The sequence below is a fragment of the Sandaracinus amylolyticus genome (assembly GCF_000737325.1).
GTDB classification, from domain to species: Bacteria; Myxococcota_A; Polyangia; order Polyangiales; family Sandaracinaceae; genus Sandaracinus; species Sandaracinus amylolyticus.
On the sequence record NZ_CP011125.1, the window covers coordinates 617,339 to 631,178 of the forward strand.

Below are 13,840 nucleotides of genomic sequence, written 5' to 3' on the forward strand. Positions count from 1 at the left end.
GGGTGACGATTCGTCCGCGGATGCGCGAATTTTTCGACGAAATGCGTGGAACGCGCGTTGCGTCGCGGGCGTGGAATGGCGAGCTGGATCGATCCGACGCGAGGACGCGCGCTCGCGGTGCTCGCGCTCGTGCTGAGCGCGTCGTGCCTCGGTGAGACCGCGGCCTCGCACGTCACGCGCGTGCCGACGCTGGCGTGGGCGGTTGCGTCGAGCGTCGCGATCGTGCTCGTCGCAGGCGCGGTGACCGCGCGTCGTCGTGAGATCGCGAAGGTCGTGATCGCGTCGCCCTTCTTCACGTTCGAGCTGCTCACGTATCGGCAAGCGGTGCGCGGCATCGGTCTCGCGGTGATGGTGCTCGTGACCGACGTCGTGCTCGGGCGCGACGCGATGCGCTGGCTGCTGGGACCGCTCGTGATCGCGTGCGCGCTCGCGAGCGAGACGAGGCGCGACCAGAGCGCGTCGCTCGAGCACTGGCTGCATCGCCTCGCAGGCAAGTGGCTCGCGCCGCGCGAGGGCGAAGCGGTGCTCGTGCGGCTCGCGATGTCGGCGGCGCTCGCCGCGTGCGTCGGTCGTGTGCTCGGCGCGAGCGTCGCGGCGCGCGTATGGGTGGCGGCGTGCGGGCTCTTCGCGGTCGTGCTCGGGCTGTGGTGCGTGGAGCGGGCATGCACGATCGCGCGCATGCGCGTCGTGGGAGGCGACGATCCACGCGCGCCGAGGCTGCTGCCGGGCGAGCCGGTCGCGCTGGTCGTCGCGCGCGAGACGAGCCCTTATCGCGATCGCGCCGTGATCGGCGCGGTGCCCGAGCGCGCGCGCCTCGTCGCGACGACGATGGCGATCACGTCGGGTGTCGCGGCGGTGCTCGGCGCGATCGCGATGCTCGCGTGAGCCTCACGGCGTGTAGTCGAGCACCGTCGGGCGCAGCGCGTCGGTGGTGGTTCCGTCGCCGAGCCGCCCGTCGTCGTTCTCGCCCCAGCACGTCACGACGCCGCTCGTCGAGCGGCTGCACGCGTGCGCGCGCCCCATCCAGACGCTTGCGATCGTCTCGTCGACGACGACCGGCGTCGCGCGGTCCACGCGCGTGCCGTCGCCGAGCTGACCGGAGTCGTTCGCGCCCCAGCAGACGAGAGCGCCCGACGCCCGCACCGCGCACGTCGACTCGCCCGCTGCCGCGATCGCGACGGCGTCCTCGATCGACGAGACGAGCTGCGGCGTCGTGCGCGTTCCTCCCGGAGCGCCGAGGCCGAGCTGCCCGCGCGCGTTCGACCCCCAACACCACACGCGCCGGGCGTCGTCGATCGCGCAGACGTGCCAGTCACCGGCCGCGATCGCGAGCGCGCTGCCGGTGAGCGCGGCCGCCACCGGTGCGGGCGCGATCGCCGTGGTGCCGTCTCCGAGCGTCCCGAAGTGACCGTGACCCCAGCACGCGACGCCGCCCGAGGCGCGCAGCGCGCACGTCGAGCGCGCGCCCACCGCGATCGCGCGCGCGTCCTCGAGGCCCGCCACCGCGAACGGGCCGCTCGGCGCAGGATGCAGCGCGCCGTCGCCGAGCTCGCCCGTCGCGCCGGTGCCCCAGCACCACACGCGCCCCGCGCCGGTCCGCGCGCACGCGAAGCCCTCGGCCGCGCCCACCTCGACGGTCCCCGGGACCAACGCCGAGTCGCGCGGGCACGTCACCCGATCGTTGCTCCACGCGACGCACGCGCGCGCGCCGCCGCCGATCGCACGCGCGGCGAGCGACGCGATGTCGCCGGTGCGCGTCGCGCCGCTCACGCCGACGAGCAGCGGCTCGCCTCCCACCAGCGCGATCGTGCCCGCGCTCGTGAGCGCGAGCGCGTCGAACGCGCCGCACGCGCCCATCACGCACGCCGACGACGTGCATCGCGTGCCGCAGTCGCCGCAGTGCGCTTCGTCGTTCGCCGTGTCGGTCGTGCAGTGATCCGGGTCGAGGCAGAGACCGCGGCCGTCGCGGCACGCGAGCTCGAAGCACTGGCCGTCGCGGCACTCGGTGCGCGTCGCGTCCCTCGCGAAGCAGTACGCGCTCGTGCCGTCGATCGAGCCGTCGCAATCGTCGTCGAGCCCGTTGCAGCGCTCGAAGCCTCCGGGGTGCGTCTCGTACCGGCGATCGTCGCAGTCGTCGCGCGGCAACGATCCGCCTGCGCACACCGCGTCGATCCCCGCGTGCCCATCGCCGTCCGCGTCGTCGATCGTGCTCGGATCGCAGTCGTCGTCGCGGTCGTTGCACAGCTCGATCGCGCCCGGCCGCACCGACGGGTCCCCGTCGTCGCAGTCGTGCGTCGAGTCGCACGCGAACCCGACGAAGCCGTCGCCGTCGCGATCGATCTCGGTGCGGTCGATCGCGCCGTCGCAGTCGTCGTCCCGCCCGTCGCACGTCCACTCGTCGCCCGACGGATGCACGTCGTACGCGTCGTCGTCGCAGTCGGGCTCGCCGTCGTACGACCAGTAGCCCCACGGGCACGTGGGCGGCCCCGCGCCGGCGGGCGGGCCGCACGCGAGCACGCCGCGCGTGCGGTCGCCGAACCCGTCGACGTCGCAGTCCGCCACCCACGTCTCCGCGCTGCTCGCGAGGCCCTCGTCGATCGCGGCGTCGCAGTCGTCGTCGCGCGCGTCGCAGCGCTCCGCGGCGCCGGGGTACGTCGCGCCGTCGTCGTCATCGCAGTCGTCCCCGCAGCGCACGGTCCCATCCAGCGCCTCCTGACAGCAGTCGGTGCGTGCGTGTCCGTCGTAGTCCGCGTCGCCGTCGTAGCCGAACGTCTCGGGGTCGCAGTCCTCGTCGCGACCACCGCAGGGCTCGGCGCGCAGCGGATGCACCTGGTAATCCGTGTCGTCGCAGTCGATGCGCACGTCGGGCACGGTGCAGCCGGCGGCGGGGTAGCCGTCGTGGTCCTCGTCGACGCAGCAGCGATCGGCCGCTTCGTCACACGGCGCGAGCCCACACGGGCGCTCCCACGGCGAGTTGCAGTACCGCGCGCCTTCGTACGAGTCGCAATGCTCGACGCCGTTGCAGAAGAGGCCGTCGTCGCAGTCGGAGTCCTCGTCGCACGCGGGCGTGCTCGCGTCCTCGCGCGCGGCGTCGTGCTCGGCCGGCTGCGCGTCGTCGTCGGGCGTCGATGCGTCCTCGATCACGCCGGTGTCGCGCACCGGGAGCGAGCCCGCGTCGTCGCTCGTGCGCGGCTCCGCGCACGCTCCGACGAGCACCATCAACAGGAGCGACGGGAACGTCCGTGCTGGGCCGAGCATCGCGCGGAGCGTACCGGATGCGCGCGGCTGGCGCGCGCCGCGCGCGGCGTGCGAGCATCGCGGCGTGCGTGGACCATCGAAGCTCCGCGCAGCGCTCGTGACACTCGCGATCGCGCTGCTCGGTTGTGCGGAGTCGGATCGGACGGGCGCGCTCGCCGAGCCCTGCTCCGAGTCGGGCGCGTGCGACGAAGGCCTCGTCTGCGAGCGCGGCGTGTGTGCGCTGCCGGCGATCGCGCAGGATGCGAGCGCCCCGCGCGAAGACGCGTCGGTGGTCGAAGAGCACGACGCAGGAACGCCGGTCGACGCGAGCGGCTGGGACGCGACGCTCGTCCCGCCCGAGCCCCCGCCGCCACCGCGCGACACCGGTCCGCGCCTGCCTCCCCCGCCGCTGCGATCGCACACCGCGGAGCCCGGCTTCTTCGACGCGGCGCTCGACTGGGAGCGGCACCGCCTCTTCCTGAGCCAAGGCGCGTCGGGCCGCGTCGAGGTCATCGATCTCGTCACCGGCGCGCGCGGCATCGTGAACACGGGCCACATCGCCGAGCACATGCACTTCGATCCCCACCGCGACGAGATCGCGATCGCGCTGCCGGTGCGCCTGCACTCGAGCTACTGGTGGGACGACGAACAAGAGGGCTACGTCACGACGATCGATCCCGCGGCGCTCACGGTGCGCGAGCCGATCTACGTCGAGATCGATCCCTGGGACGTCATCGCCGACGGCTACGGTCGGATCCACGTCTCGAGCGGCTCGGGCCAGCACACGATCAGCGCGACGATCGACCTCGTGCAGGGCCAGAGCCGCGTCCTCACCGACTCGTTCGGGCTCTACGAGCGGACCTCGCTCGAGCTGCATCCGTCGGGCGATCACGCGTACGGCGTCGGGCCCCACGACGCGACGGCGCGTCTCGAGCTCGGCTCGGTGCTCGCGATCCAGTACCGCGCCCCCCACGACCCTTCGATGCCGACCGCGTGCGCCGCGATCCGCATCGATCCGCGTGGCCGCACGATCCACACGGCGTGCGGCCAGGTCCTCGTCGCGACCGACAATCCGCTCACCGACATGACGCCGACCGGGACGCTCGACACCGGATGGACCGATCTCGTGTTCCACCCGTCCGGTGATCGTCTGTACCTCATCGACGACGACGCGCCCGGCATCGGCGTGTACGACGTCGCGACGCTCACGCGCGTCGACACGATCGACGTCGAGGGCAGACCGGTGCGTCTCCTCGCCGCGCCGGACTACCTCGTCGTGCTCACCCCGGTGCTCGGCGGTGTGCCCACCACGCGCGTCGACGTGCGCTCCTACGATGCGCGCTGATCGCCCGATCCTCGCCGCGATCCTGCTGGCGGCGTGCAGCGGCGCGACGCCCGACCTCGGCGCGCTCGCCGCGCCGTGTGCGTACGACGGATCGTGCCGCGGCGCGCTCGTGTGCGAGCGCGGCATCTGCGTGCTCCCCGTCGATGCGGCGCGCGCCGTGATGGACGCGTCCACGCCCGACGCGGGCGCGCACGAGCTCGATGCGCAGGTCGACACCCCGACGATCGACGCCCACGTGCAGCTCGACGCGAACGCTCCCGTCGACGCGAACGCTCCCGTCGATGCGGGGCTCGATGCGTACGCCGGGTGGGACGCGACCCTCGCCGAGCCCGTGCCCGCGCCTCCACCGCCGGCAGACACCGGCCCGATCGAGCCGGCGCCCACACCGCGCACGTGCACCGTCCCGGGGCACGGTGTGGACCACGAGCTCGACTGGGAGCGGCACATCCTGGTCGCGTCCATGCGCTCCGACCGAGCGGTGCACCTCGTCGATCTCGCGACGTGCGAGGTGCGGACGCACGCGCTCGATGCGCGGCCCGAGCGGATCCACTTCGACCCCCATCGCGACGAGCACCTGATCACCGCGGTGGTGGGCACGCCGGGCGACTTCGACGAAGCAGGAGCGCTCCATCGGATCGACGCGTCGAGCGGCGCGATGGACACGCCCATCGCGCTCACCGTGGATCCCTTCGGCGTCGTCGCGGACGGACGCGGAAGCGCGTACCTCAGCCGCGCGCGCAGCGCCTCGCTGAGCCTCGTCACCGTCGATCTCGAGACCGGCGCTGCGCAGCTCGAGCGCAGCGTGCTGTTCTCCGGGGGCGCCGTGTTCGCGCTCCACCCCGCGCGCGATCGCGCGTACTCGATCTCCGCCGGGGTCGTCCCGCAGGACCTCGCGCGCGTCGAGCTCGGCAGCTCGACGGGTACGTCGTACGACTCGCCGTACCACGGGCAGTACGAGCTCTGCGGCGATCTGCGCGTCGATCCGCGCGGTCGCACGATCCACACGGCGTGCGGCGAGGTCTTCCTCGCGAGCGACGTGGCCGCGACGGACATGACGTGGGTGGGCTCGCTCGGACGCGCGTGGATCGACCTCGCGTTCCATCCCGACGGCGAGCACGCGTACGTCCTCGGCGACACGCCGGACGTCGACGTGTACGACGTCGCGACGCTCGCGCGCGTCCGCTCGGTCCCGCTCGCGCGGCGAGCGCGTCGCGTGTTCGTGACGCGCGACTACGTGGTGCTCGTGTACGAGCTCGACTCGCCGTCGTCGACGCGCATCGAGGTGCGCGCGCTCGACTCGCTCTGATCGATCAGCGCCCGAGCGACACCGAGAACGACAGCATCGACGCGCCGAGCGCGCGCCGGTCGTGCCATGACGCGCTCGGGACGAGACGCTCGAGCGCGATCGCGAGGGTCTCGACGTGCCCCGCGCGCGCCTCGAGCGCCACGTCGCGACGCGCGCGCACCTGCACGCGCGCGCGCACCGCGTGATCCCGCAGCGCGACGCTCGCCGCGTGCGCATCGCCGTTCGTCACCGCCTCCGCGGCGAGCGCGAGCGAGGCCGAGAGGTCCGCGTCGAGCGCGGCGAGCGCGCCGCCCGCGAGCACCGGCGTGCGCGACACAGCGACCGCGAGCGCCTTGTCCGCGTGCTGCGCGACGCCCGCTCCGGCCGGCGTCCAGCGCGCGTCGATGCGCGCGATCGCACGCGCGTCGGTGCCCGGCGGGACCATCACCGGCACGACGACGACCTGCTCCTCGCCCGATGCGATCGAAGGCGCCGCGATGCGCACGCCACCCTCGGTGCGCACCACGCCGGCGGGCAGCTCGCCGTCGATGCGCACACCGGCGCCGAGCGCGATCGACACGTCGATGTCGTGCGCCGCGACACGACCGCGCGCCGCGAGCTCGGCCTCGAGGATCGCGCCGAGCTCACCCGCGCGCGGCGCGATGCGGAATCGACCGCGCCCACGCTCCGCCAGCGCGCGCAGGATGCCGGGATGGAAGTCCCACCCGATGCCGATCGCGGTGGTCACCGCGCCGCGCGCGTTCGCCTCGGCGGAGAGCGCGCCGAGCTCGTCGGGCGTCGAGAGCCCGCCGTTCGGCACGCCGTCCGAGAGCACCACGACGAGCGACGCGTGCGGGCGCACCTCGCGATACGCGATGCGCAGCCCGGCCTCGATGTTGGTGCGACCGTCGGGGCGCAGCGCGCGAATGACGCGGCGCGCGCTCGATCCGTCGCCGACGCGCACCGGCGCGAGGGCCTCGCGCGCGTCGGTGCCGTACACGACGATCTGCAGCTCGTCCTCGGGGCGGAGCCGCGCGACGAGGTGGAGCGCGGCTTCCTGGAGGTGCGCCCACGTCGACTGCATCGACGTCGACGCGTCGATCACGAGGTGCACGCGGAGCGGAGGCACGCGCGAGGGCGCATGACCGCCGGCGACTCGCACGACGACGCTGGTCTGCCCACCGGCGCCGGGGAGCGCATCGTGCGCGAGCGACGCGTCGATCGTGATCGAGCCGTCCCCGCCGACGCGCGTGGACGCGTCGAACGACGAGCCCGCGAGCGGACCGAGCAGACCGAGCGCCGCGATCGCGCCGTCGATCGTCACACCTTCGTTCGCGATCGCGAGCAGCCCGCGACCCTGCCCGGTGATCGCGACCCCGCCGCTCGCGCTCGCATCACCGCCCGCGACGCTCGCGCTCGCATCCGCACCGCCGACGAGCGCGCCGGCCGAGCTCGCATCACCCGCGGCGACGAGCACGCCACCCGAGCTCGCGCTCGCATCGCCGCCCGTCACGACGACACCGCTCGCGCTCGCATCACCGCCCGTCGCGACGACGCCGCTCGCGCTCGCATCGCCGCTCGTCACGACGACGCCGCTCGCGCTCGCATCACCGCCCGCGACGACGATCCCGCTCTCGCCCGCGTACCCCGCGCTCTCGACGATCACCACGCCGCTCGCGCCTCCTGCGCTCGCGATCGTCGTCGTGCTCGCGCGCGCCGTCGTGTCCTCCACGACGACCACACCGCCCGGCGCGCAGGGCCCCGCGCTCGCGCACGCCGCGCCCATCGCGGGCTGCTCCACGACGTACGTCGGTCCGGCCGGCGCGGACCACCCCGCGCCTGCCCGCACCAGCGGAACGCGCGCGTACATCACACACCCTGGAGCGCTCGCCGCGACCGCGATCGCGAGCACGAACCGGAGCCCGTCGTCGATTCTCACGTCCGGGCCGACGTGCAACTCGCGCGCTCGATTCAGCGCGCCACGAAATCCTGCACGTTCTCTCGCCCAGCGCGTGAACCGCGCTTCGCGATCCGAGAACGCGGGCTCACATCACTCGTCGTCGCGGGGCCGGTCGCGCTCGATGAGCCTGCTGAGCGGCGGTACGCCCTTCGGGCGATCCACCACCACGTCCGGCCCGCCCTGCGGCTTCGCGAGGGGCGCCGCGCGCCGCCCGACGCCCGAGAGCGCCTCCGCCGCGCGCGCGAACGGCACCTCGAGCACCAGGCGCCCGCCGCGCAGCGACACCCGAGACTCCGGCGCGTGCTCGAGCAAGCCCGACTCCGCGCGCATCCACAGCGCGACCGTCTGCTCGTCGGCGATCTCGCAGGGCACGTCGAGCGCCGCCGCGCCCTGCTGCGCCAGCGCCCGCGCCCGATCGATCCCGAGCCCGAGCACCGCCTCCGCGAACACGTCGAAGTCGACGATCTTGTGCCCGCGCCAGACCCCGAGCCGCACCGCGTCCGCGAGCTCCTCGGCGAGCACGTACTCGTCGCCCGCGTCGATCGCCGAGCGCAGCCGCTTGATGCGCGCGTCGCACACGATCCGCGCGTCGCGGTTCGCCACGCCGGGCACGAGCGTCGCCGCGACGGGGCGCGGATCGTTCACCCGACCGCGCGAGCGCTCGCGGCGCCACAGCGCGTCGTCGTCGCCGCGCGCGAACGCCTCGAGCTCCGACGGGAGGCGCTTGCGCGGATCGTCGGGCCGACGCCGCACCACGCCCATGTCGCGCTCCCGCGAGCCCTGCGGCCGCGGCGGCTTCGGTGCCCTCGGATCGCCCTTGCTGTCGTCGTCCTTGCGCCTGGCCATGATCGGGGCGCGTCGTGTAGGAGTCGGACGACTCCGGGTCAAGCGCGCTCCTGAAGCTTGCGCCGGGGCGGACCCCGCGTACACTACGCGCCCTCTCGAGCGGGGATCACCTTCGATCCCCCGCCTGCCGGGCGCGAAAGCGTCGCAGCCCGGAGCGCAAAGAAAGAAGAGCTCATGTACGCAGTGATCAAGACCGGCGGGAAGCAGTACCGCGTCACGGAGGGCGACCGCCTCCGCATCGAGAAGCTGCCGGGCGACGTCGGCGCGAAGCTCACGTTCGACGAAGTGCTCATGGTCGGTGGCGACAAGGTCGCGGTCGGCACCCCGCTCGTGAAGGGCGCGAAGGTCACCGCCGAGATCGTCGCGCAGGATCGCGCGAAGAAGGTCATCGTCTTCAAGTTCCGGCGCCGGAAGAACTACCGTCGCAAGCGCGGCCACCGGCAGCCCTTCACCGAGATCAAGATCACGGGCGTGAGCGCCTGATCGACGGGAGTAACGGAGAATGGCGCACAAGAAGGGTCAGGGCTCTTCGCGCAACGGGCGCGATAGCAAGGCGCAGTACCGCGGCGTGAAGGTCTACGGGGGCCAGGAAGTCCTCGCGGGCAACATCCTCGTCCGCCAGGTCGGCTCGAGCATCCACGCGGGCAACAACGTGGGCGTCGGCAGCGACTTCACGCTCTGGGCGAAGATCGACGGCGTCGTGAAGTACGAGCGCCAGGGCAAGGATCGCCAGCGCGTGTCGGTGTACACGAAGGACGATCCCCGCCTCGCCGTGACGAAGGCGAGCTGAGCTCCACCGAGCTCGGAGCAAGAGGCGACTTCCCGCGAGGGAGGTCGCCTCTTCGCGTTCCGTCGCTCTTTCATCGCGGCGCGAGACGTGGTCCGATGAAGCGCATGGCGAGGCGGGTCTCGGGCGGGGTGATCGCGGCGATCGGGGTCGTGGGCGTGTTGCTCTTCTGCTGCGTCGGGGGCGGCCTGATGGTCGCGGGCGGGATGGCGCTGCAGTCGCGGGTGTCGGCGCTCGGGAGCGCGTGCGACGGGCAACCGGTGCCGACGGCGGCCGCGTACACGCCGGGCGCGGCCTCGCGCGCGACCGTCATGCAGCGCGGCATGGGCGGCGGCTGGAGCGCGCAGTTCGGTCGCCTGCGCTCCGAGTGGGCGAGCGACACGACCGAGACCACCGCGATCGTCGTGTGCCTCGACGACGAGGTCGAGCGTCTCGCCGAGCGCTGCGACTACGAGGGCGGCATGGTCGCCAACCGTTACACCTACGATCAGCACGTGCGGATCGTCGTCGCGCAGACCGCGATGCCGCTGATCGACACCGTGATCGCGGGCGGCGACGCGCCGCTCTGCCCGGAGGTCCTCACCGGCGAGGCAGGCTCGTCCTACCGCTACGACGGGCCCCACGTCTCCGAAGCCACCGCGACGTTCGAGGCCCTGCTGCGCCCGATTCTCGGCGGGTGACGACGACGAATCCTCTTCCCGGTCGCGCGCACGTCACGTGGTAGGCTCCGTCACGTGACCTCGCAGCTCGCGCTGCCGCTGACCCGATCGCTCGCTCACGAGTCGCAAGCGCAGGTCCCGCGCGCCAAGCGCATCCACGTCAATCGCAACCTGCGGCTCGACACGGTCGCGTGGGTCGGGTTCGACATGGACTACACGCTCGCGATCTACCGTCATCCCGAGATGGATCGCCTCTCGATCGAGGCGACCGTGCGGAAGATGGTGGAGCGCAAGGGCCGCCCCGAGTCGCTCCTCGCGATGCCGTTCCGCAGCGACTTCCCGATCCGCGGCCTGCACGTCGACAAGAAGCTCGGCAACGTGCTGAAGATGGACCGCTATCGCTACGTGAAGCGCGCCTATCACGGCATGCGCGAGCTGAGCAAAGAGGAGCGGCGCCAGAACTATCACTCGCGCCCGGTGCGCGCGGGCACGAAGCGGTACCACTGGGTCGACACGCTGTACGCGCTGCCCGAAGTGACCGTCTACGCGGCTGCGATCGAGCACCTCGAGCAGCAGGGCATCGAGGTCGACTACGCGCAGCTCTTCGACGAGGTGCGCGAGTGCATCGACATCGCGCACCAGGACGAGTCGATCCCCGGTCCGATCGCCGCCGATCCCGACAAGTACCTCGTGCGCGATCCGAACCTCGGTCCGACGCTCCACAAGCTGCGAAGCGCGGGGAAGAAGCTCTTCCTGCTGACGAACTCGCGCGCCGAGTACACCGAGCGCGTGATGTCGTGGATGCTCGACGGGCAGGTCTCGGAGTACCCGCGCTGGCGCAGCTACTTCGACGTCGTGATCTGCGCCGCGAAGAAGCCGCGCTTCTTCCAGGAGACCGAGCTCAAGTTCGCGCCCGCGCAAGAAGGCGTCGTCGCGCCCGAGACCGCGTTCGTCGACGGCGCGATCTACCAGGGCGGCTGTCTGACCGAGCTCGAGCGGCTCTTGAAGGTCGCGAGCGACGAGGTCCTCTACGTCGGCGATCACATCTACGGCGACGTGCTGCGCGCGAAGAAGGAGACCGCGTGGCGCACGATGATGATCGTGCAGGAGATGGGCGCCGAGCTCCGCGTGCACGACGAGGTGCAGACCGATCTCGCGCGCATCGACGAGCTGCACTCGCACTGCGACACGCTCTTCGACGAGCTGCGGTTCCGGCAGTCGCAGATCAAGGCGATCGACCGCGAGAACGAGGAGCGCGAGGCCGAGCTCGGCCGCGTCGCGCCGTCCCCTGCGCACGCCGCGGCGCGCTTGACGCATCGACGCGCGATCGATCGCATCCGCGCGCGCTTGCACGCCATCGAGGAAGAGCAAGAGGAGCTCGAGGCGAAGGTCGACCGGGCGTTCCATCCCTTCTGGGGATCGCTGTTCAAGGCCGGTCCCGAGGTGACGTCGTTCGGCGACCAGGTCGAGCAGTACGCTTGTCTCTATACCGAGCGCGTCTCGAACCTCTTGCATTACTCTCCGGTGCACTACTTCCGCGGCCCACGCGACCGCATGCCGCACGAGCTGTGAAGCGACGGGAGGTGCGACCCACGATGACCACGTTCCACGGGCGGATGACGCGACGGTCGCGGTATGGACACGCACGACCGAGTGTCCTATACACGGGGTTCGGCTGACCTCGATGCGCCTTGCCATCTTCAGCGACGTGCACGCCAACATCGAGGCACTGAGCGCGGTGCTCGAGGCGTACCGTCGCGAGAGTGTCGACGAGTACTACTGTCTCGGCGACGTGGTGGGGTACGGCGCGAGCCCCAACGAGTGCGCGGACCTCGTCCGCAACCTCGCCAAGGTCACGATCCTCGGCAACCACGATGCCGCGGTCGCGGGCCGGATGGACTACTCGTACTACTACGAGGCCGCGCGCCAGGCGCTCGACACGCACGCGCGACAGCTGACGCCGGACAACATGGCGTGGCTGCGGAGCCTGCCGTACAAGCACGACCTCGCGAACATCGGGCTGACGCTCTGCCACGGCTCGCCGCTGCGGCTCGAGGAGTTCGAGTACATCTTCGCGCCCGAGCAGGCGCGCGAGTGCTTGTCGATCTGGGACGAGCTCTCGGACCTCACGCTCATCGGGCACTCGCACCTGTGCAAGGTGTTCGCGCTGCGGCCCGGCGAGGTCGAGGAGCTTCCGGCGCGTCGCTTCACGCTGCGCAAGGGCTGGAAGTACATCGTGAGCGTCGGGTCGGTCGGGCAGCCGCGCGACTACGACAACCGCGCGAGCTACACGCTGTTCGACAGCGACACGCGCGAGTTCGACTTCAAGCGCGTCGAGTACGACATCGAGAGCGCGGCCACGAAGATCTTCGAGGGCAACCTCGAGCGCAACTTCGGTCACCGCCTGTTCATCGGAGTCTGACGGCGGATCGCGCGCCTTCGGGCGCGCGCTCCGGCCGACGAGCGTGTGGTTCGGTCCTGCGCCAAGTAGGGGGATGAGCACGCGCCTCCAGGGATTCGGCGTCGTCGTGACGCCGAGCGAGCCGTATCGCATCGAGCGGGTCGACGACGCGCCGGAGACGACGCTGCGCGTGAACGGCGAGATCGTCGACGTGCTCGCGAGCGATGGCGCGGAGATCACGCGCGCCGATCGCCGCGCGACGGAGTGGACGATCGAGACCGACGAGCTCGCGTGCGCGTGGCCGCATGGGCTCGCGCTCGTGAGCGACCCGGACGGGCGCTCGCCGTTCCTGCTCGTCGGCGCGAACGATGCGATGGTGTGGATCGACGGGCCCATCGCGCGCGAGCGCGCGTGGCCGATCGAGACGCTCGCCGACGAAGGGCAGACGATCCGCGCGATCGCCGACACGCGTGAAGGGCGCGACGCGCGCATCGACCTCGACTACGTCGAAGAGGGCGAGCTGTGGTGGCAGCGCCGGTACGTGCTCGGCTGGGGCGACGGCGACGAGAAGGTGATCGTGATCAGCGCGCAGGCGCGGGCGGCGGACGAGGACGTCGTGTGCGCGGCGATCGATCGCATCGAGGCGACGATCGCGCGGCGGGAGCGAGCATCGTGATCCCGTTCGCGATCGGCGATCGTGTGTTCGTGATGCCCGATCTCAGCGCGGATCTCGCGTGGGTCGGCACGGTGCGCGACGTGGACGGATCGCGCGCGACGATCGAGATCCCGCCGGTGCCGACGCCGCTCGCCGTGGGCACGACGACGCAGCTCGCGATGCGGCGCGACGGTGGGATCGTGCTCGTCGCGGCCGAGGTGATCGCGAGCACGGTGCGATCGATCCACGTGCGCGTGCTGACCCAGGACGGAGCGCTCGGGCGCGCGCCGCGCGCGGTGAGCCGCAAGCACCTGCGCACCGAGCTGCGGAGCGCGTGTGAGGTGGAGGTCGAGGGCGCGCGGGTGGACGCGGCGTGGGTCGCGGATCTCGGCGCGGGCGGCGCGCAGCTCGTGCTGCCGGGCGCGGTCTCGATCGCGGCGGGCGCGCGAGGGACGTGCGTGATGGCGCTGCCCGGCGAGCCGCGGTGGACGATCGCGTTCCGCGTGGTGCGCGTGACGAGCGAGGACGGAGACACGCGCGCCGGGGTCGTGTTCGAGGGGCTCGACGCGGAGATCGAGGCGCGCATCGATGCGTTCGTGCACTTCGTGCGGCGCACGCGATTGACGCGACGTCCGCCGGAGCCGCTGAAGTAGACTCGATCACCT

13 protein-coding genes are annotated in these 13,840 nt (G+C 72.2%); 10 read left to right on the plus strand and 3 right to left on the minus strand.

Features of this window, described 5'->3' with window-relative positions; genetic code table 11:
- The first annotated feature begins 75 nt into the window (after nucleotides 1-75).
- Nucleotides 76-885: a hypothetical protein gene (locus DB32_RS02465; RefSeq protein WP_053230798.1), complete on the plus strand. Its 810-nt coding sequence runs from the start codon at nucleotides 76-78 to the stop codon at nucleotides 883-885.
- 3 nt (nucleotides 886-888) lie between these two features.
- On the opposite strand, the gene DB32_RS02470 is transcribed toward DB32_RS02465, so the two are convergent.
- Nucleotides 889-3,258, minus strand: a complete 2,370-nt coding sequence (locus tag DB32_RS02470) for an RCC1 domain-containing protein (protein ID WP_169791305.1) — start codon at nucleotides 3,256-3,258, stop codon at nucleotides 889-891.
- Between the two features lie 64 nt (nucleotides 3,259-3,322).
- Between DB32_RS02470 and DB32_RS47905 the strand changes: the two genes are divergently transcribed.
- Both DB32_RS47905 and DB32_RS02480 read left to right on the plus strand, forming a co-directional pair.
- Complete coding sequence (locus DB32_RS47905) at nucleotides 3,323-4,582, plus strand: YncE family protein (protein ID WP_169791306.1); 1,260 nt, start codon at nucleotides 3,323-3,325, stop codon at nucleotides 4,580-4,582.
- Nucleotides 4,572-5,888 carry a hypothetical protein gene (locus DB32_RS02480; RefSeq protein ID WP_053230801.1) on the plus strand — a complete coding sequence of 439 codons (1,317 nt, stop codon included), beginning with the start codon at nucleotides 4,572-4,574 and terminating at the stop codon, nucleotides 5,886-5,888. Before DB32_RS47905 ends, DB32_RS02480 begins: the two co-directional genes overlap by 11 nt.
- A 4-nt stretch (nucleotides 5,889-5,892) precedes the next feature.
- On the opposite strand, the gene DB32_RS02485 is transcribed toward DB32_RS02480, so the two are convergent.
- Both DB32_RS02485 and DB32_RS02490 read right to left on the minus strand, forming a co-directional pair.
- Nucleotides 5,893-7,806 carry a vWA domain-containing protein gene (locus tag DB32_RS02485; protein ID WP_157068629.1) on the minus strand — a complete coding sequence of 638 codons (1,914 nt, stop codon included), beginning with the start codon at nucleotides 7,804-7,806 and terminating at the stop codon, nucleotides 5,893-5,895.
- A gap of 111 nt (nucleotides 7,807-7,917) precedes the next feature.
- Complete coding sequence (locus DB32_RS02490) at nucleotides 7,918-8,673, minus strand: hypothetical protein (RefSeq protein WP_053230803.1); 756 nt, start codon at nucleotides 8,671-8,673, stop codon at nucleotides 7,918-7,920.
- A 174-nt stretch (nucleotides 8,674-8,847) separates the two neighbouring features.
- Here DB32_RS02490 and rplU point away from each other — a divergent pair, with 174 nt between their 5' ends.
- From rplU to DB32_RS02525, 7 genes are all read left to right on the plus strand, one after another.
- The gene (gene rplU / locus DB32_RS02495; protein ID WP_053230804.1) at nucleotides 8,848-9,156 is read left to right on the plus strand and encodes a 50S ribosomal protein L21; all 309 of its coding nucleotides are present in this window, start codon (nucleotides 8,848-8,850) and stop codon (nucleotides 9,154-9,156) included.
- Between the two features lie 19 nt (nucleotides 9,157-9,175).
- On the plus strand, nucleotides 9,176-9,463 hold the full coding sequence (gene rpmA / locus DB32_RS02500; protein ID WP_053230805.1) for a 50S ribosomal protein L27: 288 nt from the start codon (nucleotides 9,176-9,178) through the stop codon (nucleotides 9,461-9,463).
- A 104-nt stretch (nucleotides 9,464-9,567) separates the two neighbouring features.
- A complete protein-coding gene (locus tag DB32_RS02505) occupies nucleotides 9,568-10,140 on the plus strand; it encodes a hypothetical protein (RefSeq protein WP_157068630.1) in 573 nt (190 codons plus the stop codon).
- A 54-nt stretch (nucleotides 10,141-10,194) separates the two neighbouring features.
- Entirely contained in the window at nucleotides 10,195-11,691 is a 1,497-nt protein-coding gene (locus DB32_RS02510; RefSeq protein ID WP_053230807.1) for an HAD-IG family 5'-nucleotidase, read from the plus strand.
- Nucleotides 11,692-11,803: 112 nt separating this feature from the next.
- Nucleotides 11,804-12,541: a metallophosphoesterase family protein gene (locus DB32_RS02515; RefSeq protein ID WP_053230808.1), complete on the plus strand. Its 738-nt coding sequence runs from the start codon at nucleotides 11,804-11,806 to the stop codon at nucleotides 12,539-12,541.
- Between the two features lie 43 nt (nucleotides 12,542-12,584).
- The gene (locus DB32_RS02520; RefSeq protein WP_157068631.1) at nucleotides 12,585-13,196 is read left to right on the plus strand and encodes a hypothetical protein; all 612 of its coding nucleotides are present in this window, start codon (nucleotides 12,585-12,587) and stop codon (nucleotides 13,194-13,196) included.
- Nucleotides 13,193-13,828 (plus strand): PilZ domain-containing protein, encoded by a 636-nt coding sequence (locus DB32_RS02525; RefSeq protein WP_157068632.1) that lies wholly within the window; start codon nucleotides 13,193-13,195, stop codon nucleotides 13,826-13,828. Before DB32_RS02520 ends, DB32_RS02525 begins: the two co-directional genes overlap by 4 nt.
- Nucleotides 13,829-13,840 lie beyond the last annotated feature (12 nt).

Coding starts and splice junctions, on each gene's coding strand:
- DB32_RS02490 (WP_053230803.1), bottom strand. CDS start 8,673: ATGGCCAGGCGCAAGGACGACGACAGCAAGGGCGATCCGAGGGCACCG.
- DB32_RS02470 (WP_169791305.1), bottom strand. CDS start 3,258: ATGCTCGGCCCAGCACGGACGTTCCCGTCGCTCCTGTTGATGGTGCTC.
- DB32_RS02515 (WP_053230808.1), top strand. CDS start 11,804: ATGCGCCTTGCCATCTTCAGCGACGTGCACGCCAACATCGAGGCACTG.
- rpmA (WP_053230805.1), top strand. CDS start 9,176: ATGGCGCACAAGAAGGGTCAGGGCTCTTCGCGCAACGGGCGCGATAGC.
- DB32_RS02480 (WP_053230801.1), top strand. CDS start 4,572: ATGCGCGCTGATCGCCCGATCCTCGCCGCGATCCTGCTGGCGGCGTGC.
- rplU (WP_053230804.1), top strand. CDS start 8,848: ATGTACGCAGTGATCAAGACCGGCGGGAAGCAGTACCGCGTCACGGAG.
- DB32_RS02505 (WP_157068630.1), top strand. CDS start 9,568: ATGGCGAGGCGGGTCTCGGGCGGGGTGATCGCGGCGATCGGGGTCGTG.
- DB32_RS02465 (WP_053230798.1), top strand. CDS start 76: ATGGCGAGCTGGATCGATCCGACGCGAGGACGCGCGCTCGCGGTGCTC.